The organism is Chryseobacterium nepalense (assembly GCF_023195755.1).
Classification (GTDB): domain Bacteria; phylum Bacteroidota; class Bacteroidia; order Flavobacteriales; family Weeksellaceae; genus Chryseobacterium; species Chryseobacterium nepalense.
In genome coordinates, this window is record NZ_CP096203.1 from 2,711,388 (window position 1) to 2,728,240 (window position 16,853).

A 16,853-nucleotide genomic window follows, 5' to 3' on the forward strand; every position below is an offset into this window, starting at 1 on the left:
ATATATTCTTTCAATGAAAGATTTACAAAATACACAACTTCTGCAAAATATTTCTTCATTACTTGATAATGCAAGAAAAAAAGTTGCTGTAGCTGTAATAGGAAAAATAATTGTAGAAGGATAAAAGATTCTAATGAAAGAAAATTTTATGAAACTGAAAACAAGATTTTATTAACATTTTAAACTCAGACAATGGAAAAACTTCATAAATATTGCCTAAGTGTATTGTTAGTAATCATCTGTACTAACATCTCGGCGCAGGTCAGCAATGGCTCTGTGGAAAACACCGATTGCCAACAATTGTACAGGCTATACAGCAAGATTTTGCAGCAGGATCATGGAGTTTCTAAAGAATTAAGTGTTCTTAAAAGATCCGTACGGAATTTTGTAATCAGTCATAAAGAAAATGCTGCTGATCTTATTGGGCGAAGCTATCCTGATCAGGATCAAAAATTTTCTTTTAAAAATAAGTCCGGAGCAGATATTGCCGAAAAGCAAAAACATCAGCTGCTCCTTAAAAATTTTGAAAAAAACAGTAAAGAAAATCTCTTTACCATCAATTTATATTTTAAAACTAAAGTTTCAAAAGTCAGGAACAAAGATTATTTAAGTACAATTGGTTAATTATTCAGACGAGTCAAACATTTAACTAAACTTACAGCAAAAACTGTAAAAAAATAATCTAAAAACTTTACGTATGAGCAATGAGCTTCAAAATATAAAAAACCGTTTTGGAATTATCGGGAATTTTCCGGCCTTAAACCGTGCTTTGGAAAAAGCCATCCAGGTAGCACCTACAGATATTTCGGTCCTTGTCATTGGGGAAAGTGGTGTCGGGAAAGAATTTATTCCTAAAATTATTCATTCAGAATCCAAAAGAAAACACCAGCCTTATATTGTGGTGAACTGCGGAGCGATTCCGGAGGGAACCATCGACTCAGAATTATTCGGGCATGAAAAAGGAGCCTTTACCGGAGCTACGGCAACCAGAAAAGGATATTTCGAGGTGGCAGACGGCGGAACCATATTCCTTGATGAGGTAGGGGAATTGCCTTTGCAAACTCAGGTTCGTTTATTAAGAGTGCTGGAAAGCGGGGAATTCATGAAAGTAGGATCTTCACAGGTCCAGAAAACCAATGTGAGAATTGTTGCAGCAACCAATGTTAATATGATGAAGGCCATCCAGGACGGAAGATTCCGGGAAGATCTTTATTATCGTTTAAATACAGTGCAGATCGATATGCCGCCTTTGAGAGAAAGAAAAGGAGATATTCATTTACTATTCAGAAAATTTGCCATCGATTTTGCCGAAAAATACAGAATGCCGGAACTGGAACTTGAGCCGGGAGCGGTGCATTATGTCGAAAATTATACATTTCCCGGAAATGTACGTCAGCTCAGGAATCTTGTTGAGCAGATGACTGTTGTAGAGAGGAACAGGCATGTTACCCCGGAGAAACTGGCAGAGTATATTCCGATGGAGTCTCATCTTCCGATGGTTGTAAATACACCGAATGCTCAAAAACAAAGTGATTTCGGCAGTGAAAGGGAAATCATGTACAAAATTCTCTTCGATATGAGAAACGATATTAATGATTTAAAATCCTTAACTTCGGAATTGATTAAAAACCGCGGTACATCTGATCTGAGCAATCATGAAAAAAATCTGATCAATAGGATTTATACCCCTGAAAGCCAGCAGAATGTAGCGCCAAATTCATTGCTGTATTTTGAAAATAAAAATAATGATGCACCGGTAATCCAGAATCCTACCATTATTTCCGGACAGGACGACAGCTATGAAGATGTGGAAGATATAGAAATTGAAGAGCACAGACCGGAATCCTTATCACTTCAGAACAATGAAAAGGATCTCATTATTAAAGCATTGGAAAAACATAAAGGCAGAAGAAACAAAGCGGCAGATGAATTGGGGATTTCCCAAAGAACCCTGTACAGGAAAATAAAACAATATAACTTAGAAGAATAATAATCATGATTAAACTTAACGCAAAACCGGTCAACTTTAAAATGGGAGAATACATCAGCAACGGATATGAGTTTTACAAAGCAAATTTCGGAAGTTTGCTGGGAGCTTTTCTGCTTGCCATGATCATGTCCATTATCCCTTTCTGCGGGCTTTTGGCGATAGGGAATTTTTATAAATATTGCCGCGATTTAAGAGCCGGAAGAAATGTAAGTGCAGGGGATATTTTCAATTTTGATGATTTTACGCCTTACTTTCTGATACAACTGGTTTTGCTGGGCGGGATGATGGTAATCTATATTCCGATGCTGTTTATGATCCCGATGATGGCAGACAGAGATCCTTCCGCAGGTCCGCCAGCTCTTTTTATTATTTATATGATCTTCGTTTATATAGCGATCTTAATCGTTTGTCTGAAAGGATTCTATATGCCTGCTTTAATTTCTCTAGGAAGAATTATAGATATTAAAGAAGCATGGAAGATCTCTTCCGTAATGACTAAAGGAAATCTATTGTCAATCTTTTTATATTCACTGGCTGTAGGAGTCTTATCGCAGTTGGGGATTATTGCATGCTTTATTGGTTTGATTTTTACCATGCCTTTTTTGTATGCTGCGCATTACTTTGCGTATGAAGATGCTTTGAAGCAGGTTACCTATGATGAAATTCAGGAAATTGGAATTAAAAATGAACTTTAAAATTAAAAATATTAAAATCGGGCAGCCAAAATTTTGGCTTTTGCTGTTGTGTTTGTCGGTGCTGAATTCATGCTACACTTTCACGGGCTCATCTCTTAAAGATGAAAAGACCATTCAGATTAATGAGTTCCCGAACAACGCGCCCTTAGTAAATCCTACGCTCTCGCAGCAGTTCTCTACAGACATTCAGAACAGGTTTTTACAAAGAACAACGTTAAAAGGAACAAAAGAAAACCCGGATATTCTGGTGGAAGGTGAAATTACGGATTATTCAATCACACCTACAACGATCAGCTCTAATACCGTAACCAATCAAAATACGGGAGGAGTAATTCAGGAGTCACAGAATAAACTCACCATTACAGTGAAAGTGCATTATGAAAACAGACTTCATCCTGAACTAAGCTTCGACAGGTCATATTCTGATGAAGCGGTATTCAATAGTAATTTATCGCAATCTGATATCGAAAGCTCTCAGGTGAAAATTGCGACCGACAGGATTATTAATAAGATATTTAACGACATTGTAGCGAACTGGTAAGATGAATCATAGAGTTTTAGAATTATTAAAGACCCCAAAAAGCATTCAGTCGGAAGATCTCAATCTTCTGAAAGAGGAAATTAATTCTTTTCCCTATATTCAAAATATCAGAGCATTGTACTTGTATGGAGTTCATCTGTATGATAAAGAAAATTATCAGAAAGTGCTCTCTACCACAGCAGCATATACCACGGATAAAAAAATCCTTTATCAGCTGATTAACGGTAAAATCCAACAGAAACCTAAGACAGAAACTCCTGCGGAAACAATACAGGAAAAAATCATTCCTATGGAAAATCCGCTTCAGCTTTTATTGCGGTCTAAAGCTTCTGTTTTTCCTTTAAAAAGAGAAGAAGAACCCGTTTCGGAAGATCATCCTGAAACAGTTGAAGAGACGGCAGAAATACTTGCTGACGACGAAAATAGTTTTGGAATACCTCCGGAGCCAAAGCCTGAAGCCAAAGAAGTTTTTGTAAACGGGGAAAGAAACAGAATTTTATTTGAAGGAGAAGAGAATTTTCTTGAAGATGACAATGTTGAGGTGATTGATCTGGAATCCACACTGGAATCCGGTTCTATTATTACTCAAAAACCTGATAAAAAAGAAGAAATAGTACAAGATCAGGAATTTCTTCAGGAGGATGAAGATCCTGAAATTATTGAAGCTGAGGATTATACACCGGAAACCATTATTGAAGAAGAAAAAATAAAGTCCGAATCCGAAAAAGAAGAGGTTTTAAACAATTCTGAATTAAGTTTCCATGAAACTGAATCATTTCTTCCGGATGTTCAGATCACTCAAAATGAAAATGAATCTGAATATGAAAATACAGAAGAAGTAGCCGACTTCACTACGGAAACAATTGTTAATGAAGACAGGCTTTCATCGTCTGAGGAAAAAGAAACCCTTCATGATGATTCCGAATTAAGCTTCCACGGAATGGAATCTTTCCTGCCGGAAGTGAAAATACAACCGAACACGGATGAAAAAATAAAGGAAATTTCCCAGCCGGGTTTCAGCAAGCATGAAGATGAAATGCGCAGACTGATTGAAGAGGTTGAGAAAAAAATGAAAGAGAAAGCAGCTTCCGAAACTCCTAAAATAGAGGAAGAGCCGGAAAATGCAGGAAACGACATTAGCTTTTCGGAAACACAAAGTTTTGAGGTGAAAACTGAAGAACCGAAATCTGAAGAAACAGATAAAGAAAGCGTTATTGAAAACAACGTTCAGCTCGAAGCCTCAGAAGAACAGGTGGAAGAAATTTCAGAAGAAAATAAAGCAGCGGTTGAACAGGCTCCGGAAGTAAATACTGCATGGAAGCCAATGTCACTCGAATCCAATCTTCCTGATTCTTTATTAAGTAAATCTGTAGAAAATGTTCAGCCGCAACCTGAAATTCCTGCTGAATCCAAAGCAGAAGCTGTTCAAAAAGAAATTTCTGAAGAAACGGGCTCATTAGCGACAACGGAAATTATCGAACCTGTTGAAAATATACCTGCGAAGCCGGAAGAACTTACAGAATCAGAAGATGAAGATACAGCTGTGGAAATGAAGAAGGAGAATAAAGAGGAAGCACCGGTGATGAATGTGTCATTCTTTAGCTCAGGATGGACGATTCCTCAGCCTGAAAAGAAAGAACAAAAATTGGAAATACAGCAGGAAAATGCACAGAAAGCAGCAGAAACAGCCTCTTCTGTTGAAAATGTAGTGGAAAACAAAAAATCCAGTCTTCTTGACAGCAATGTTCCGGGATTCATCAATACATGGCAAAGCTGGCTTAAGATTGACAGATCTTCGGAAACAAAGCAAGATAAAACAGAAGTCAAAAATAAGGTCATTGAGACTTTTATCGAGAATAATCCTAAAATCAGCCAGCTGAAGGAGGAAAGTAATTTTATCATAAAGGAAAAAGGAGACGATATTTCTCATTTGATGACGGAGACACTGGCCAACCTTTATTTTGAACAAAAGCTTTACACAAAAGCCATTAAGGCTTTCGAAACCCTCATTAAAAAAACACCTGAAAAGAAGGAATATTATGAAAACAGGATTCAGGAAATAAAAGACTTCAGAACCAAAGGATAAATCTATGAATATACTATCCATAAATGCTTTTCAGATACTAACTGTTGCTATATTCGTCGCTGTATTGTATGCAACAGCCATAGCAGTTCTTTTTAAAAACAGATCCGGTATTTTGCCTTATCTGGCATTGATTCTTTTTCCGTTAATCGGTCCTTTGGGAATTATTGTAGGAAATTATACAAAAAAAATAAAATAATTGGGGCGGAAATTTTCCGCCCCAATTATTTATGCTGATAATGAATTACTCTCGGTTATTAATCTTTTTTCATCGATTGGCAAAGCTTTATAAACTGCTCTTCAACATCCTGAAACTTCTCAGGCATTTCAGGAGATATCCAGAAAAGCATGGCCATTGTTTTATTCCCGAAGCTTTCTTTAAAAAGATCTTTATGAAGACGGTAACATTCTCTGAGCAGCCTTTTCACCCGGTTTCTGTGTACCGCTCTTTTAAAATATTTTTTTGAAACCGATACCGCAAACTTCGTATGTTCAACAGGCGCGGCAGTCTTATCTTTCAGAATAATAATTCTCAGGTTCCCATTGCTTCGCCATTTACCTTTTTCAAAAAGTAAAGAAATCTCGGTGTTTTTTTTAAGCTTTTCAGCTCTGGGATATTTAAAGTTTGTCATTTACGACGTAAATATAAGAGAATTTAATCTTTTTTCACCAGGTAATTAATTACCTCTGCTGCCGCATACAATCCGAAAATTGCAGGAATAAAGCTGATAGTTCCGTAAAAAGATCTCTTATAATTGCTCCCGTCAGTCATCTTTAAACTTTCCTCATTCTGAATTTCATTTGAAAAAACACAACGGATTCCTTTGTTGATTTTCTCCTTTTTCAGTCTTTTCCGTACCTGTTTTGCAAGGTAGCAGTTATGGGTTTTGCTGATATCCCGCACCATAACTTTACTGGGATCTGTTTTTCCGCCGGCTCCCATCGAGCTTACCACTTTTATTTTTCTCCTTCTCGCAGCAATTAGCAAGGTTAGCTTAGGCGTTACGCTGTCGATACAGTCTAGGATATAGTCGAATTTTCCTTCATCAAGAACCTGGTCCATCCTTTCCGGGTTAAGAAATTCATTGATTTTGGTTAAATGAAGCCTGGGATTGATGTCTAAAAGTCTTTCTGCCACCACTTCCACTTTATGTTTTCCTACGGTTGAATGCAGCGCAGGAAGCTGTCTGTTGATATTCGTGATGTCTACCGTATCGCCGTCTACAATTGTCATATTGCCGACTCCGGCTCTTGCGAGGAATTCTGCGGCAAAAGAACCGACTCCTCCTAAACCTATAACCAGTACATTTGCCTTCGTTAGCTTTTCCAGACCTTCTTCTTTGATCAGAAGTTCCGTTCTTTCCAGCCAGTATTTATCCATTTTTTATTGTCTCTAAATTTTCTAAAACTTGTTGATGTAAATCCTCGGGCGAAATAGCTTTTATTTCTGCAACTTTTAGATACAGATCTCTGATATCAAAATCATCATTATCGGTTTCTAAAAAGATTTTATCTAAAGGAGTAATTCTTAAAGTATTTTGCAAAGATAAATTATACAAAAGCGCTTTTCCAAAACTCAGGTAAAAATTATTTTTAAGCAAATCTTCAGCAATGCTTTCTTTTTTATTAAAACCATGAATGATCATGGGCTGTTCGGCATACTTTTTAAAAGAAATCACTTCATAAAATTTTCGTACACAATGAATGATGACAGGTTTTTTAATCTCATTGGCGATTGTGATCTGCCTCAGAAAAACATCTTCCTGCATTTTCAGATCAGCTTCTGCAAAAGAATCCAATCCGCATTCTCCAATGGCAATACAGTTTTCTGTAATAGTAGATTCAATCCACTGAAACTGCTCTTCTAGGGTTCTGATGTTAATAGCTTTAGGATGAATCCCAATGGAGTACGGAATATCAGTCGGAACACTATTCAGGTCCAGGTTGTAAATTCCGAAAGAAATATTTTTCTTATGATGATGAAAATCAAAAAATTCCATATTCAAAAATACTATTAATTTACATCTTGCGTAAATTCTTAAACGAACGTTTATAAAATCTGTTAAAAATTTCTTAACTTTACTTCAAAGTGCATTGCATGAAGAAAAAATTTACAGAAAAACAAATACACATTTTAGACATTGCCGAAGAGCTGATTGCAAAAAAAGGCTACGAAGGCACATCCGTAAGAGACATCTGTTCCAAAGCAAATATCAATGTTGCGATGATTTCTTATTATTTCGGGTCTAAAGAAAAAATGATGTCTTATCTTTATCAGTATCGGGTGCTGAAAACAAGAGAAAATTTTTCCGAGTTTGCAGATACTATTAAAGAAGGGAAACCGGAAATGCAGATGAAAGAAATTATTAAATACATTGTCGCACAGTTGTTTAAATACAATTACTTTCACGGATTCGTTACCCAGGAACTCCGCCATACGGAAAATCTCAAAGACGAATTAATGGATTTTTATCAGCTTTTTGTCAAAAAACTGGATGAGGTAATAAAAAAAGGAGTTACCTCAGGTGTATTCACTTTTACTCCTAAACCGGAAGATATTCTCACCACCATTATCGGATCCACTTTATTTGTAATCCGGAACCGGAATTTTTATGAACTCTATGTTCCGAATAAAAGCGAGGAAACCTATTCCAAAGAGGCAGAAAAAAAAGTCAGAATGAATCTCTTAATGAGTGTTTTTGCAATTTTAGGATACGCAGCAGACTAAATTTACGTTAAATAATCATAAAAAAAAATCTATTGACAAAAAAGTTATATTTTTGCAAATTAGTAAATCGGCTGTATAATCCGAAAACTGTTGAATTTTTTATATGAAAAAATATATTTTAGGTCTTTTTGCTGTAGCGGTAGTAGCATCGTGCGTAAGCAATCAGGAAAGAGCAATGAAAAGTGCGGATAAAAATCTCATCTTAAAAACCGCCAATGACAATTTCGCTAAAAAGAAATGGAAAAATGCATTGGCTCTTTATGACAGGCTTGCCAATTTAGTGGCAGGAACGGATGACTTTCCAAATGTTGCATTTAATACAGCTTATGCCAATTATTACGATAAGAATTTCAGATTAGCAGGAAATCAGTTTAAAAACTTTGCGGTGAATTTCCCGAAAGATCCGAGAGCTGAAGAAGCAGCATATATGGCCGCTTTGTGTTATTATGAAGGTTCCATGGATTATAACCTGGATCAGTCTACCACACAGTCTGCCATCACAGAACTTCAGGAATTCCTGAATAATTACCCGAATTCGGAAAGATCCAAAAATATCAGTACCCTGATTGATGAACTATCTTATAAGCTTGAATTCAAAGCCTATGAAAACGCAAGACAGTACTTCAAAATGGGAGAATATAAAGCGGCTAACGTAGCCTTGGAAAATGTTCTTGAAGACTTCCCGAGTACAAAACTTCGTCCGCAGATTTATGATTATATCATAAAATCAAGATATGAGTTGGCTACAAAGTCTGTTTATGACCTGAAAGATGAGCGAATTGAAAGCGCATTGGCATTTACAAGACAGATTGAAAAAGAAATGCCAAATACGGAACTTGCCAAAACAGCACTTGATATCAGAGAAAAACTTGAAAAAGAAAAGAAAGATTTTGTAGTTGTTAAAAAGCAAACCGAAGCAAAAATTGCCGCATTAACGGAAAGACAGAAAAAACTTCAGGCTCAGAACGATGAAAAGACAAAAACAGAGCAGCAGATGAAAGATCAGGTAGAGGCAGAGAAGAAAGCAACACAAATCCGAAGAGATAGTGCAGCGATTAATACACCTCCGCCGGCAGCCACTTTCAAAATTCAAAGATAATTCGTAAATTTGCGAACTTAAATAAAAATAATATTCTCAAAATGAGTGTAAAAGATACAAAAGCAGAAGTTAATACCATTACTTACGATAAGGATAAGATTGAAGACAAAGTAGGCTCAATCTACGAAGCGATTGTTATCATGGGAAAAAGAGCAGAGCAGATCAATGCTGAAATCCGTACGGAACTTCACAATAAGCTTGATGAGTTTGCGGTTCACAATTCTACCTTGGAAGAAGTTTTCGAAAACAGAGAGCAGATCGAAATCTCAAAGCATTACGAAAAGCTTCCGAAGCCAACTTCCATTGCTATTGAAGAATGGCTGAACGAAGATATTTACTTCAGAAAAACTGAAGAAAGAAAATAAAAATCAGTATATTTTTATAAATAAAGGTCATAAAGGAAATCTTTTCTTTATGACCTTTGTTGTTCGAACAGGTTTGTAAGAAAAAATAAGTAATTTAGTATTCTTAAAATTAAATTGAATGAGCCTTTCCGGGAAAAAAATTCTCATCGCGGTCTCTGGAGGAATTGCAGCGTACAAAATTCACTTTCTGATCAGGGATTTTATTAAAAAAGGAGCAGAAGTACAGGTCATCATGACACCTGATGCTGAACATTTTGTAACCAAGCTTAGCATTTCCACCCTCTCCAAAAAACCGGTATATTCAGATTTTTACAGTGACAACGGAACCTGGAACAGCCATGTGGAAATGGCACTTTGGGCAGACGTGATGATTGTTGCACCCTGTACCGCGGGTACTCTTTCCAAAATGGTTCACGGGATGTGTGATAATCTTGTCATTGCGACTTATATGTCAGCGAAATGTCCTGTTTTTATCGCTCCCGCAATGGACCTCGATATGTATGCACACCCTTCAACCAGAAGAAATCTCGAACTGGCGGAAAGCTTCGGGCATATTGTAATTCCTGCCGAAACCGGCGAACTGGCAAGTGGACTGAGCGGACAGGGAAGAATGTCTGAACCTGAAACCATTGCCCGGACAATAGAAGATTTTTTTGATGTAAATACTAAAAAAACACTCGAAGGCAAAACCGTTTTAATTACAGCGGGACCTACTTACGAAGCGATTGATCCCGTACGATTCATCGGGAATCATTCTTCGGGAAAAATGGGATTTTCCCTTGCAGAGGAAGCTTCAAAAAGAGGAGCAAAAGTCATTTTGATTTCGGGACCAAGTTCTGAGAAACCGATCAATAAAAGTATTGAACTGCATAAAGTGACTTCGGCAAAAGATATGCTGGCAAAAGTTTTTGAATTTTATGATACTGTTGATATTGGAATTGCCAGTGCAGCAGTTGCAGATTATGCTCCTAAGGAAGTTGCTAAGGAAAAAATTAAAAAAAATGATGAAAATTTAACGATAGAGCTGGTTAAAAATCCGGATATTCTTAAGACCATGGGCGAGAAGAAAACGCGGCAGTTTTTAGTTGGTTTTGCGCTTGAAACCCAGAATGAAGAAGAAAACGCCAAAGCAAAATTTGAAAAGAAAAATCTGGATATGATTGTTTTGAATTCCTTGCGTGATGAAGGTGCCGGATTTAAGAACGATACCAATAAAATAAAAATATTTACCAGAACGGAAAAGAAAGAATTTGATCTGAAATCTAAAGAAGATGTCGCTAAAGATATTCTGGATTGTATTGAAGCTCAAATTTTAAAATAATTTTAATAAATTTCCGTTCTCAATCTTTACTATAAAAATGAAAAAATTTTTAAGCATATTTTTAATTCTGTTTTTATTCAGCCAAAGTTTCTCCCAGGAGTTGCTGGCTACCGTACAGGTGAATGCCCAACAGCTGGGCGGAAGTAACCAGTCGGCATACAAAGCGCTGGAAAAAAGCCTCAGGGATTTCATTAACAACACAAGCTGGACAGGAAAAAGGCTTCAGAATTTTGAAAAGATAAAATCAAATTTTGCGATTGTTATCAGCGAAAGAGACGGAAACAGATTTAGGGGAAGCATTGTCGTACAGGCAGTTCGCCCGGTGTATAATACCACTTATGAATCTCCGCTTCTCAATCTTCAGGATCAGCGTTTTTCTTTTGATTACGTGGAAAATGAAAATCTTATTTTCAACGAAAGACAATTTTCCGGGAAAAATCTTATTGATGTGATCAGCTTTTATGTTTATGTAATCTTAGGAGTTGATGCAGACAGTTTTCAGTCGATGGCAGGAACGCAATGGTTTCAGAAAGCCCAGCAAATTGCCCAGAACGGAGAGTCTCAGAATACGTACGATGGGTGGAAGCAGATTAATGAACCGAGAAGCCGTTCTATTTTAATCAAAGAAATAATGAGCCCGAACTGGAACCAGCTGCGTGCAACCATCTATTCTTATCACAGAGCAGGACTTGATAATCTCTTTAATCAGGACCAGACTGCAGCTAAAAAAGTGATTTTTGATGCTTTAATGCAGTTAAGGCAATACGAAAATTCTTTCCAGCAGGCCTATTTTTTTAATCTTTTTATGGATACGAAGGCTGATGAGATCTTTAATATTTTTAATTCCGGGAACAATGGAGGGATCGTTTTGGCAGATCTGAAAAACGAATTGATCATACTTTCTCCTAAAAGCACAGAATCCCGCTGGAACAAATGGAAACAGTAATCTTCACTTGAATCCTGAAATCTAATGTTCTATATTTGCAATAGCTAAAGTAACCGCTATTATCAATGCTTTCGAGAATATACATTAAAAACTTTGCCCTTATCGACACCCTTGAAGTGTCTTTAAATAACGGTCTTCAGGTGATTACCGGGGAAACTGGTGCCGGAAAATCTATCATTTTGGGTGCTTTGCGACTGATCCTTGGAGAAAGGGCAGATGTAAAATCGATCTCAAAAGCAGAAGAAAAAAGTATTGTTGAGACCGAATTTGCTTTAAATAATCAGTTTAAAAAATTCTTTATCGAAAATGATCTGGATTATGAACATCAGACCATTATCCGAAGAGAGATTCTGCCTTCAGGAAAATCTAGGGCTTTTATTAATGATGTTCCGGTCACTCTGGATGTTTTAAGAGAGTTGTCTTCTCAATTGATCGATATTCATTCCCAATTTGAAACTTCCAACCTTTTTACAGCAGAATACCAATTTAAAATTATTGACGGACTTTCTGAAAACAAACAAATTATTCACGATTATCAGAATGAATTTTCGGATTTTCAAAGTCTTAAAATACAGCTTAAAAAACTTCAGACACAACTTTCAGAGGCTAATAAGGAAAGCGACTATAAAACATTTTTACTGAATGAGCTTGAAGAGCTCCACCTGGACGATGTTGATTATGAAGAGCTTCAGAACCAGCTTTCCATCCAGGAAAATGCAGAAATGATCTCCGATAATCTTGCTCAGGTGTTATCAAGATTTCATCAGGAAGAAGTAGGAATTCTCTCATTTTTTAATGAAGCTAAAAACAAACTCTCCAGGATTGCGGAAGTGTCAGGAAGTTTTAACGAGCTTAATGAAAGGCTGGAAACTTCCTTCGTGGAATTAAAAGATATCATTTCCGAACTGGAGGATGAAGCAGAAAACATTGAAGTGAACCCGGAAAATCTGGTCTTATTAATTGAGTTAAATAACAGGATCAACAGCCTTTTTATAAAGCATAATGTTACAGATGTTTCCGGATTAATAGAGATCAGGGATCAGCTGTCAGGAGAGCAGCAGGGAGCATCGGAACTGGAATCCCAGATTGAAGATATTCAGAAGAATATTGCTAAAAAAGAAAAATCACTTCAGACGTTATCCGGCACATTATCAAAAAACAGGAAAAAATATATTCCTGTCTTTATTAAGAAAACAGAAGCTTTACTCAAAAAATTAGGCCTTGAGAAAGCCAGAGTAGATATTGAATTGCAGGATACCGCTGATTTCAATCAATTTGGGAAAGAAAATATTCAGCTGTTGTTTCAGGCAAATTCCGGATTTCCTTTAAAACCTATTCAGACCGCCATTTCCGGTGGTGAAAGATCGAGAGTGATGCTGGCTGTAAAGAAAATTATTGCCGAGAGTGATGAGCTTCCGACCTTAATTTTAGACGAAATCGATACCGGCGTTTCCGGAAAAGTAGCGGAAGAGATCGGAAACCTGATGCGCGAAATGTCTGCCGATATGCAGCTGATCGTCATTTCTCACCTCGCTCAGGTGGCTGCAAAAGGAAACAACAACTATAAAGTGGTGAAGCAGGATGTGGCCGGAAGAACACAATCCACCATCGTTTCTTTGAGTGATGAAGAGAAGCTCAACGAAATAGCCCAGCTTCTTTCCGGAAGTAAAATTACAGAAGCAGCGTTGGCGCAGGCTAAAGAATTAATCGGATAAATTTGAATTTATTTTAAAATATAAAGACTTCTGAATTTTTCAGAGGTCTTTTTTTTAATTTAGTTTGTCATCCTGAAAGGGTCTAAATATAGTATCAACATTTTAATCATACGTTTAAACTCTTGAAGAATGATAGTCTGTATCTCTTTTTATAGCTAAAATCTCCTGAGCTTACCAACAGCATGTTTGAAACCTCCGGAGAGGTTCTTTGGTTTCCTGCAACTTGCGGGAGACTTCCGGAGACCTCCGTTGGTTCCCTGCAAAATGTTTTAAACAAACGGAGAACTGCTGAAGACCTACGCAGACTGTTAGGAACTTCCGTAGGTGTCGGGTGATTCTAAGCAGGGTTATTTTGATTACTGTAAAATACATCTTGATTAAAAGTTAAAAATTGTAACAATTATATCTTTATAAGAACTAATGTAATAAAAGATAACTATGTTTATAAAATTCCTGAAATTAGAGTTCAAAAGTTTTTTTAGAGGAAGTTCTTTAGGAATCAACCTCGCGATGAAAATTCTTCGCTTTATCGGAATTCTCTATTTTATGGCATGTTTGGTGGGAGGAGCATTTGGTGCATTCTTTTACATTCAGGAGGAAATGCATCAGAACCCGATACAAGTGGTTTCCAGGTTTATGATCGCGGCCTGGGCGGTAGATCTTATTGTGAAATACATCTGGCAGGAATTACCCACACAAAACATCAAGCCTTTTCTTACCCTTAATATTCCTAAGAAAACGCTGGTCAATTATATGATGGGTAAAACTTTTCTGTCTGCTTTCAGCTGGCTGAATTCCCTGTTTCTGATCACCTTTGCCATTATCGCATTGTTCAATGGATATAATGCATCGGGTGTCGTGGCATGGCTGGTAGGAATTTCCCTGTTATTTTATCTGAACAATTTTATCAATATTCTTTTTAATGATAAAGAGATTGTTGCCATTATTGTCGGCTGTATTTTTACGGGAGTGGCAGCATTAGGTTATTATAATATTGTTCCTGTTCTGGATTATTCTGAAAAGTTTTTCTTTAATTTTTACGAAAGACCTTATTTTGTAGTAATTTCCGTTGTATTGTTTTCTGCTTTATGGAAAATCTGCTTCAGTCATATCCGAAAAGTATTTTATCTGGATCAGGGACTGGAGGTTAAAAAAGAGGTCGGGAAAACAGAAAATATCATGTTCCTGAATAAATACGGAGCCATTGGAACATTCATCAACAATGATATTAAATTACTAAAACGGAATAAAGTTACCAAAGGAATTGTATGGGGCAGTTTTCTGTTTCTTTTCTACGGATTACTGATGTTCTCTTCACCTATTTATAAAACACCGGCCATGATGATGTTTATGGGATTGTTTGTAACGGGAGGATTTCAGTTTATGTTCGGACAGCGGGTTCCTGCTTTCGACAGTTCATATTATCCATTAATGATGACCCTGAATGTTCCTTACAAAGAATATTTAAAAGCAAAATGGTGGCTGATGAATATCGTAACAGGCTTTTCTATCATTCTGGCGTTGTGTTACGTCTATTTCGGATGGGATATGTACCTTACTTTTTTTGCGGCAGGAATTTATAATATTGGGGTCAATTCTCAGTTTACACTCTGGTCTGGGGCATTCAACAAAATGCAGATTGACCTGAATGCAAAAGAAAAGAGGTTCGGGCAGAAAAACAGCTTTAATATGAAATCTTTGCTGCTGCTGATTCCTAAATTATTCTTACCGATGGTTGTATTTGCAATCGTAAAATATTCTCTCGGAATTGAGGCCGGCGTGATAAGCATTGCTGTTTTGGGATTAATAGGATTTTTATTAAGAGAAAAAATATTCGATATTATCGTAAAACATTATAAGGTAGAAAAATATAGTACATTAGAAGCATTCAAAAATAAAGACTAATATGATCACAATTAATAATTTAACAAAAACATACGGCAAAGCAACCGTTTTAAATATAGAACATCTTGAAATTCCGAATGGTGAAACTTTCGGTTTGGTAGGAAATAATGGTGCTGGAAAAACCACTCTTTTCAGCCTGATGCTTGATCTGATTCAGGCAACAACAGGATTCGTAAGCATCGACGGAATAAAAGTACACGAATCTGAAGCGTGGAAAAACAAAGTTTCTGCTTTTGTGGACGATTCTTTCCTGATCGGTTATCTTACTCCGGAAGAGTATTTCTACTTTATCGGGGAGCTAAGAGGCCAAAACAAAGCTTCTGTTGATGAGTTTTTAAAACAGTTTCATGATCTATTCAACGGTGAAATTTTAAATTCCGGGAAATATGTCCGTGACCTTTCTAAAGGGAACCAGAAAAAAGTGGGAATTGTTGGCGCCATTATCGGAAATCCTGAAATCATCATTCTCGATGAGCCTTTTGCCAACCTTGATCCTTCCACGCAGATTAAGCTTAAAAACCTCATTAAAGAATTATCAAAACAGGAGGGTGTTACTTTCCTTATCTCCAGTCATGATCTTTCGCACACAACGGAAGTCTGCAACAGAATTGTTGTGGTAAATAAAGGCCAGCTGGTAAAAGATATCCAGACCAATCCGGAAACGTTGAGAGATCTCGAGCAGTATTTTGCAGACCAGATTTCAAGTCCGGCAGAAAGTGCGAATAGTCCTGTTTAATAGATATTAGCAATATTTCAGATTTAAAAATCATTTATCCATATTTATGGCACATGAATTAATTTTGTTCTGCTAAAATTTAATTTATGAAATTAATTGAAAAACTGAACTGGAGATATGCTACCAAAGCAATGAACGGTCAGAAAGTGCCACAGGAAAAAGTGGATAAAATATTGGAAGCGGCAAGACTAGCCCCTACATCAAGCGGTCTGCAGCCTTTCGAAATTATTGTCATTACCAATCAGGAAATTAAGGAACAGATAAAACCTCATGCATGGAACCAGCCGCAAATTACGGATTGCTCACATCTTTTGGTTTTTGCAGCCTGGGATAATTATACCGAAGAAAGAATCAACAGGATGTTTGATCTGACAAATGAAATCAGAGGTTTTGAAAATGAAGGATGGGAAAACTACAGACAGATGCTGTTGGGAATGTATCCGCAAAGACCTGCTGAAGAAAACTTTACGCATGCCGCAAAACAGGCTTATATCGGGTTTGGTGCAGCGATTATCGCAGCGGCTTTTGAAGAAGTAGATTCTACACCAATGGAAGGTTTTGTTCCGGAAGAAGTGGATAAAATTTTAAATCTACAGGAAAAAGGGTTAAAAAGCGTTCTCTTACTGCCTTTGGGATATAGAGATCCTTCGAACGACTGGCTGGTAAACCTTACCAAAATAAGAAAACCGAAAGAAGATTTCGTTACAGAAATCAACTAATTATTAATTA

General features: G+C 36.8%; 18 protein-coding genes. 15 read left to right on the forward strand and 3 right to left on the reverse strand.

What is annotated here, in order from left to right; translation table 11 throughout:
• Nucleotides 1-192 precede the first annotated feature (192 nt).
• The 6 genes from M0D58_RS11995 (at nt 193) to M0D58_RS12020 (ending at nt 5,508) form a co-directional block, all read left to right on the forward strand.
• Entirely contained in the window at nt 193-624 is a 432-nt protein-coding gene (locus M0D58_RS11995; RefSeq protein WP_248389524.1) for a hypothetical protein, read from the forward strand.
• Between the two features lie 73 nt (nt 625-697).
• Nucleotides 698-1,990 (forward strand): sigma-54 interaction domain-containing protein, encoded by a 1,293-nt coding sequence (locus M0D58_RS12000; RefSeq protein WP_248389525.1) that lies wholly within the window; start codon nt 698-700, stop codon nt 1,988-1,990.
• Between the two features lie 5 nt (nt 1,991-1,995).
• The gene (locus M0D58_RS12005; RefSeq protein ID WP_248389527.1) at nt 1,996-2,685 is read left to right on the forward strand and encodes a DUF2189 domain-containing protein; all 690 of its coding nucleotides are present in this window, start codon (nt 1,996-1,998) and stop codon (nt 2,683-2,685) included.
• Nucleotides 2,675-3,226 carry an LptE family protein gene (locus M0D58_RS12010; RefSeq protein WP_248389529.1) on the forward strand — a complete coding sequence of 184 codons (552 nt, stop codon included), beginning with the start codon at nt 2,675-2,677 and terminating at the stop codon, nt 3,224-3,226. Before M0D58_RS12005 ends, M0D58_RS12010 begins: the two co-directional genes overlap by 11 nt.
• Nucleotide 3,227: 1 nt before the next feature.
• Nucleotides 3,228-5,312 carry a hypothetical protein gene (locus M0D58_RS12015; protein WP_248389531.1) on the forward strand — a complete coding sequence of 695 codons (2,085 nt, stop codon included), beginning with the start codon at nt 3,228-3,230 and terminating at the stop codon, nt 5,310-5,312.
• A gap of 4 nt (nt 5,313-5,316) precedes the next feature.
• Nucleotides 5,317-5,508, forward strand: coding sequence for a hypothetical protein (locus M0D58_RS12020; protein WP_248389533.1), 192 nt, complete (start codon nt 5,317-5,319; stop codon nt 5,506-5,508).
• 58 nt (nt 5,509-5,566) lie between these two features.
• On the opposite strand, the gene rnpA is transcribed toward M0D58_RS12020, so the two are convergent.
• From rnpA to M0D58_RS12035, 3 genes are read right to left on the reverse strand one after another with little or no spacing between them, the layout of a single operon-like run.
• Nucleotides 5,567-5,941, reverse strand: coding sequence for a ribonuclease P protein component (gene rnpA / locus M0D58_RS12025; protein WP_248389535.1), 375 nt, complete (start codon nt 5,939-5,941; stop codon nt 5,567-5,569).
• Nucleotides 5,942-5,964: 23 nt separating this feature from the next.
• A complete protein-coding gene (locus M0D58_RS12030; protein ID WP_248389537.1) occupies nt 5,965-6,690 on the reverse strand; it encodes a tRNA threonylcarbamoyladenosine dehydratase in 726 nt (241 codons plus the stop codon).
• On the reverse strand, nt 6,683-7,309 hold the full coding sequence (locus M0D58_RS12035) for a TatD family hydrolase (protein ID WP_248389540.1): 627 nt from the start codon (nt 7,307-7,309) through the stop codon (nt 6,683-6,685). The genes M0D58_RS12030 and M0D58_RS12035 overlap by 8 nt, the downstream gene beginning before the upstream one ends.
• 98 nt (nt 7,310-7,407) lie before the next feature.
• Here M0D58_RS12035 and M0D58_RS12040 point away from each other — a divergent pair, with 98 nt between their 5' ends.
• The 9 genes from M0D58_RS12040 to M0D58_RS12080 all read left to right on the forward strand — a co-directional run bounded on the left by M0D58_RS12040 (nt 7,408) and on the right by M0D58_RS12080 (nt 16,843).
• Nucleotides 7,408-8,037, forward strand: coding sequence for a TetR/AcrR family transcriptional regulator (locus M0D58_RS12040; RefSeq protein ID WP_248389542.1), 630 nt, complete (start codon nt 7,408-7,410; stop codon nt 8,035-8,037).
• A gap of 103 nt (nt 8,038-8,140) precedes the next feature.
• Nucleotides 8,141-9,136 (forward strand): outer membrane protein assembly factor BamD, encoded by a 996-nt coding sequence (locus tag M0D58_RS12045; RefSeq protein WP_248389544.1) that lies wholly within the window; start codon nt 8,141-8,143, stop codon nt 9,134-9,136.
• 41 nt (nt 9,137-9,177) lie between these two features.
• A complete protein-coding gene (locus tag M0D58_RS12050) occupies nt 9,178-9,501 on the forward strand; it encodes a DNA-directed RNA polymerase subunit omega (protein ID WP_027378789.1) in 324 nt (107 codons plus the stop codon).
• Nucleotides 9,502-9,619: 118 nt separating this feature from the next.
• Entirely contained in the window at nt 9,620-10,822 is a 1,203-nt protein-coding gene (gene coaBC / locus M0D58_RS12055) for a bifunctional phosphopantothenoylcysteine decarboxylase/phosphopantothenate--cysteine ligase CoaBC (RefSeq protein ID WP_248389546.1), read from the forward strand.
• 37 nt (nt 10,823-10,859) lie between these two features.
• Nucleotides 10,860-11,768, forward strand: a complete 909-nt coding sequence (porD, locus tag M0D58_RS12060) for a type IX secretion system protein PorD (RefSeq protein ID WP_248389548.1) — start codon at nt 10,860-10,862, stop codon at nt 11,766-11,768.
• 65 nt (nt 11,769-11,833) lie between these two features.
• Nucleotides 11,834-13,483, forward strand: coding sequence for a DNA repair protein RecN (locus tag M0D58_RS12065; protein WP_248389550.1), 1,650 nt, complete (start codon nt 11,834-11,836; stop codon nt 13,481-13,483).
• Between the two features lie 438 nt (nt 13,484-13,921).
• A complete protein-coding gene (locus tag M0D58_RS12070; protein WP_248389552.1) occupies nt 13,922-15,388 on the forward strand; it encodes a DUF5687 family protein in 1,467 nt (488 codons plus the stop codon).
• Nucleotide 15,389: 1 nt separating this feature from the next.
• Nucleotides 15,390-16,124, forward strand: a complete 735-nt coding sequence (locus tag M0D58_RS12075; RefSeq protein ID WP_248389554.1) for an ABC transporter ATP-binding protein — start codon at nt 15,390-15,392, stop codon at nt 16,122-16,124.
• 86 nt (nt 16,125-16,210) lie between these two features.
• Nucleotides 16,211-16,843, forward strand: coding sequence for an NAD(P)H-dependent oxidoreductase (locus M0D58_RS12080; RefSeq protein WP_248389556.1), 633 nt, complete (start codon nt 16,211-16,213; stop codon nt 16,841-16,843).
• The last annotated feature ends 10 nt before the right edge of the window (nt 16,844-16,853 follow it).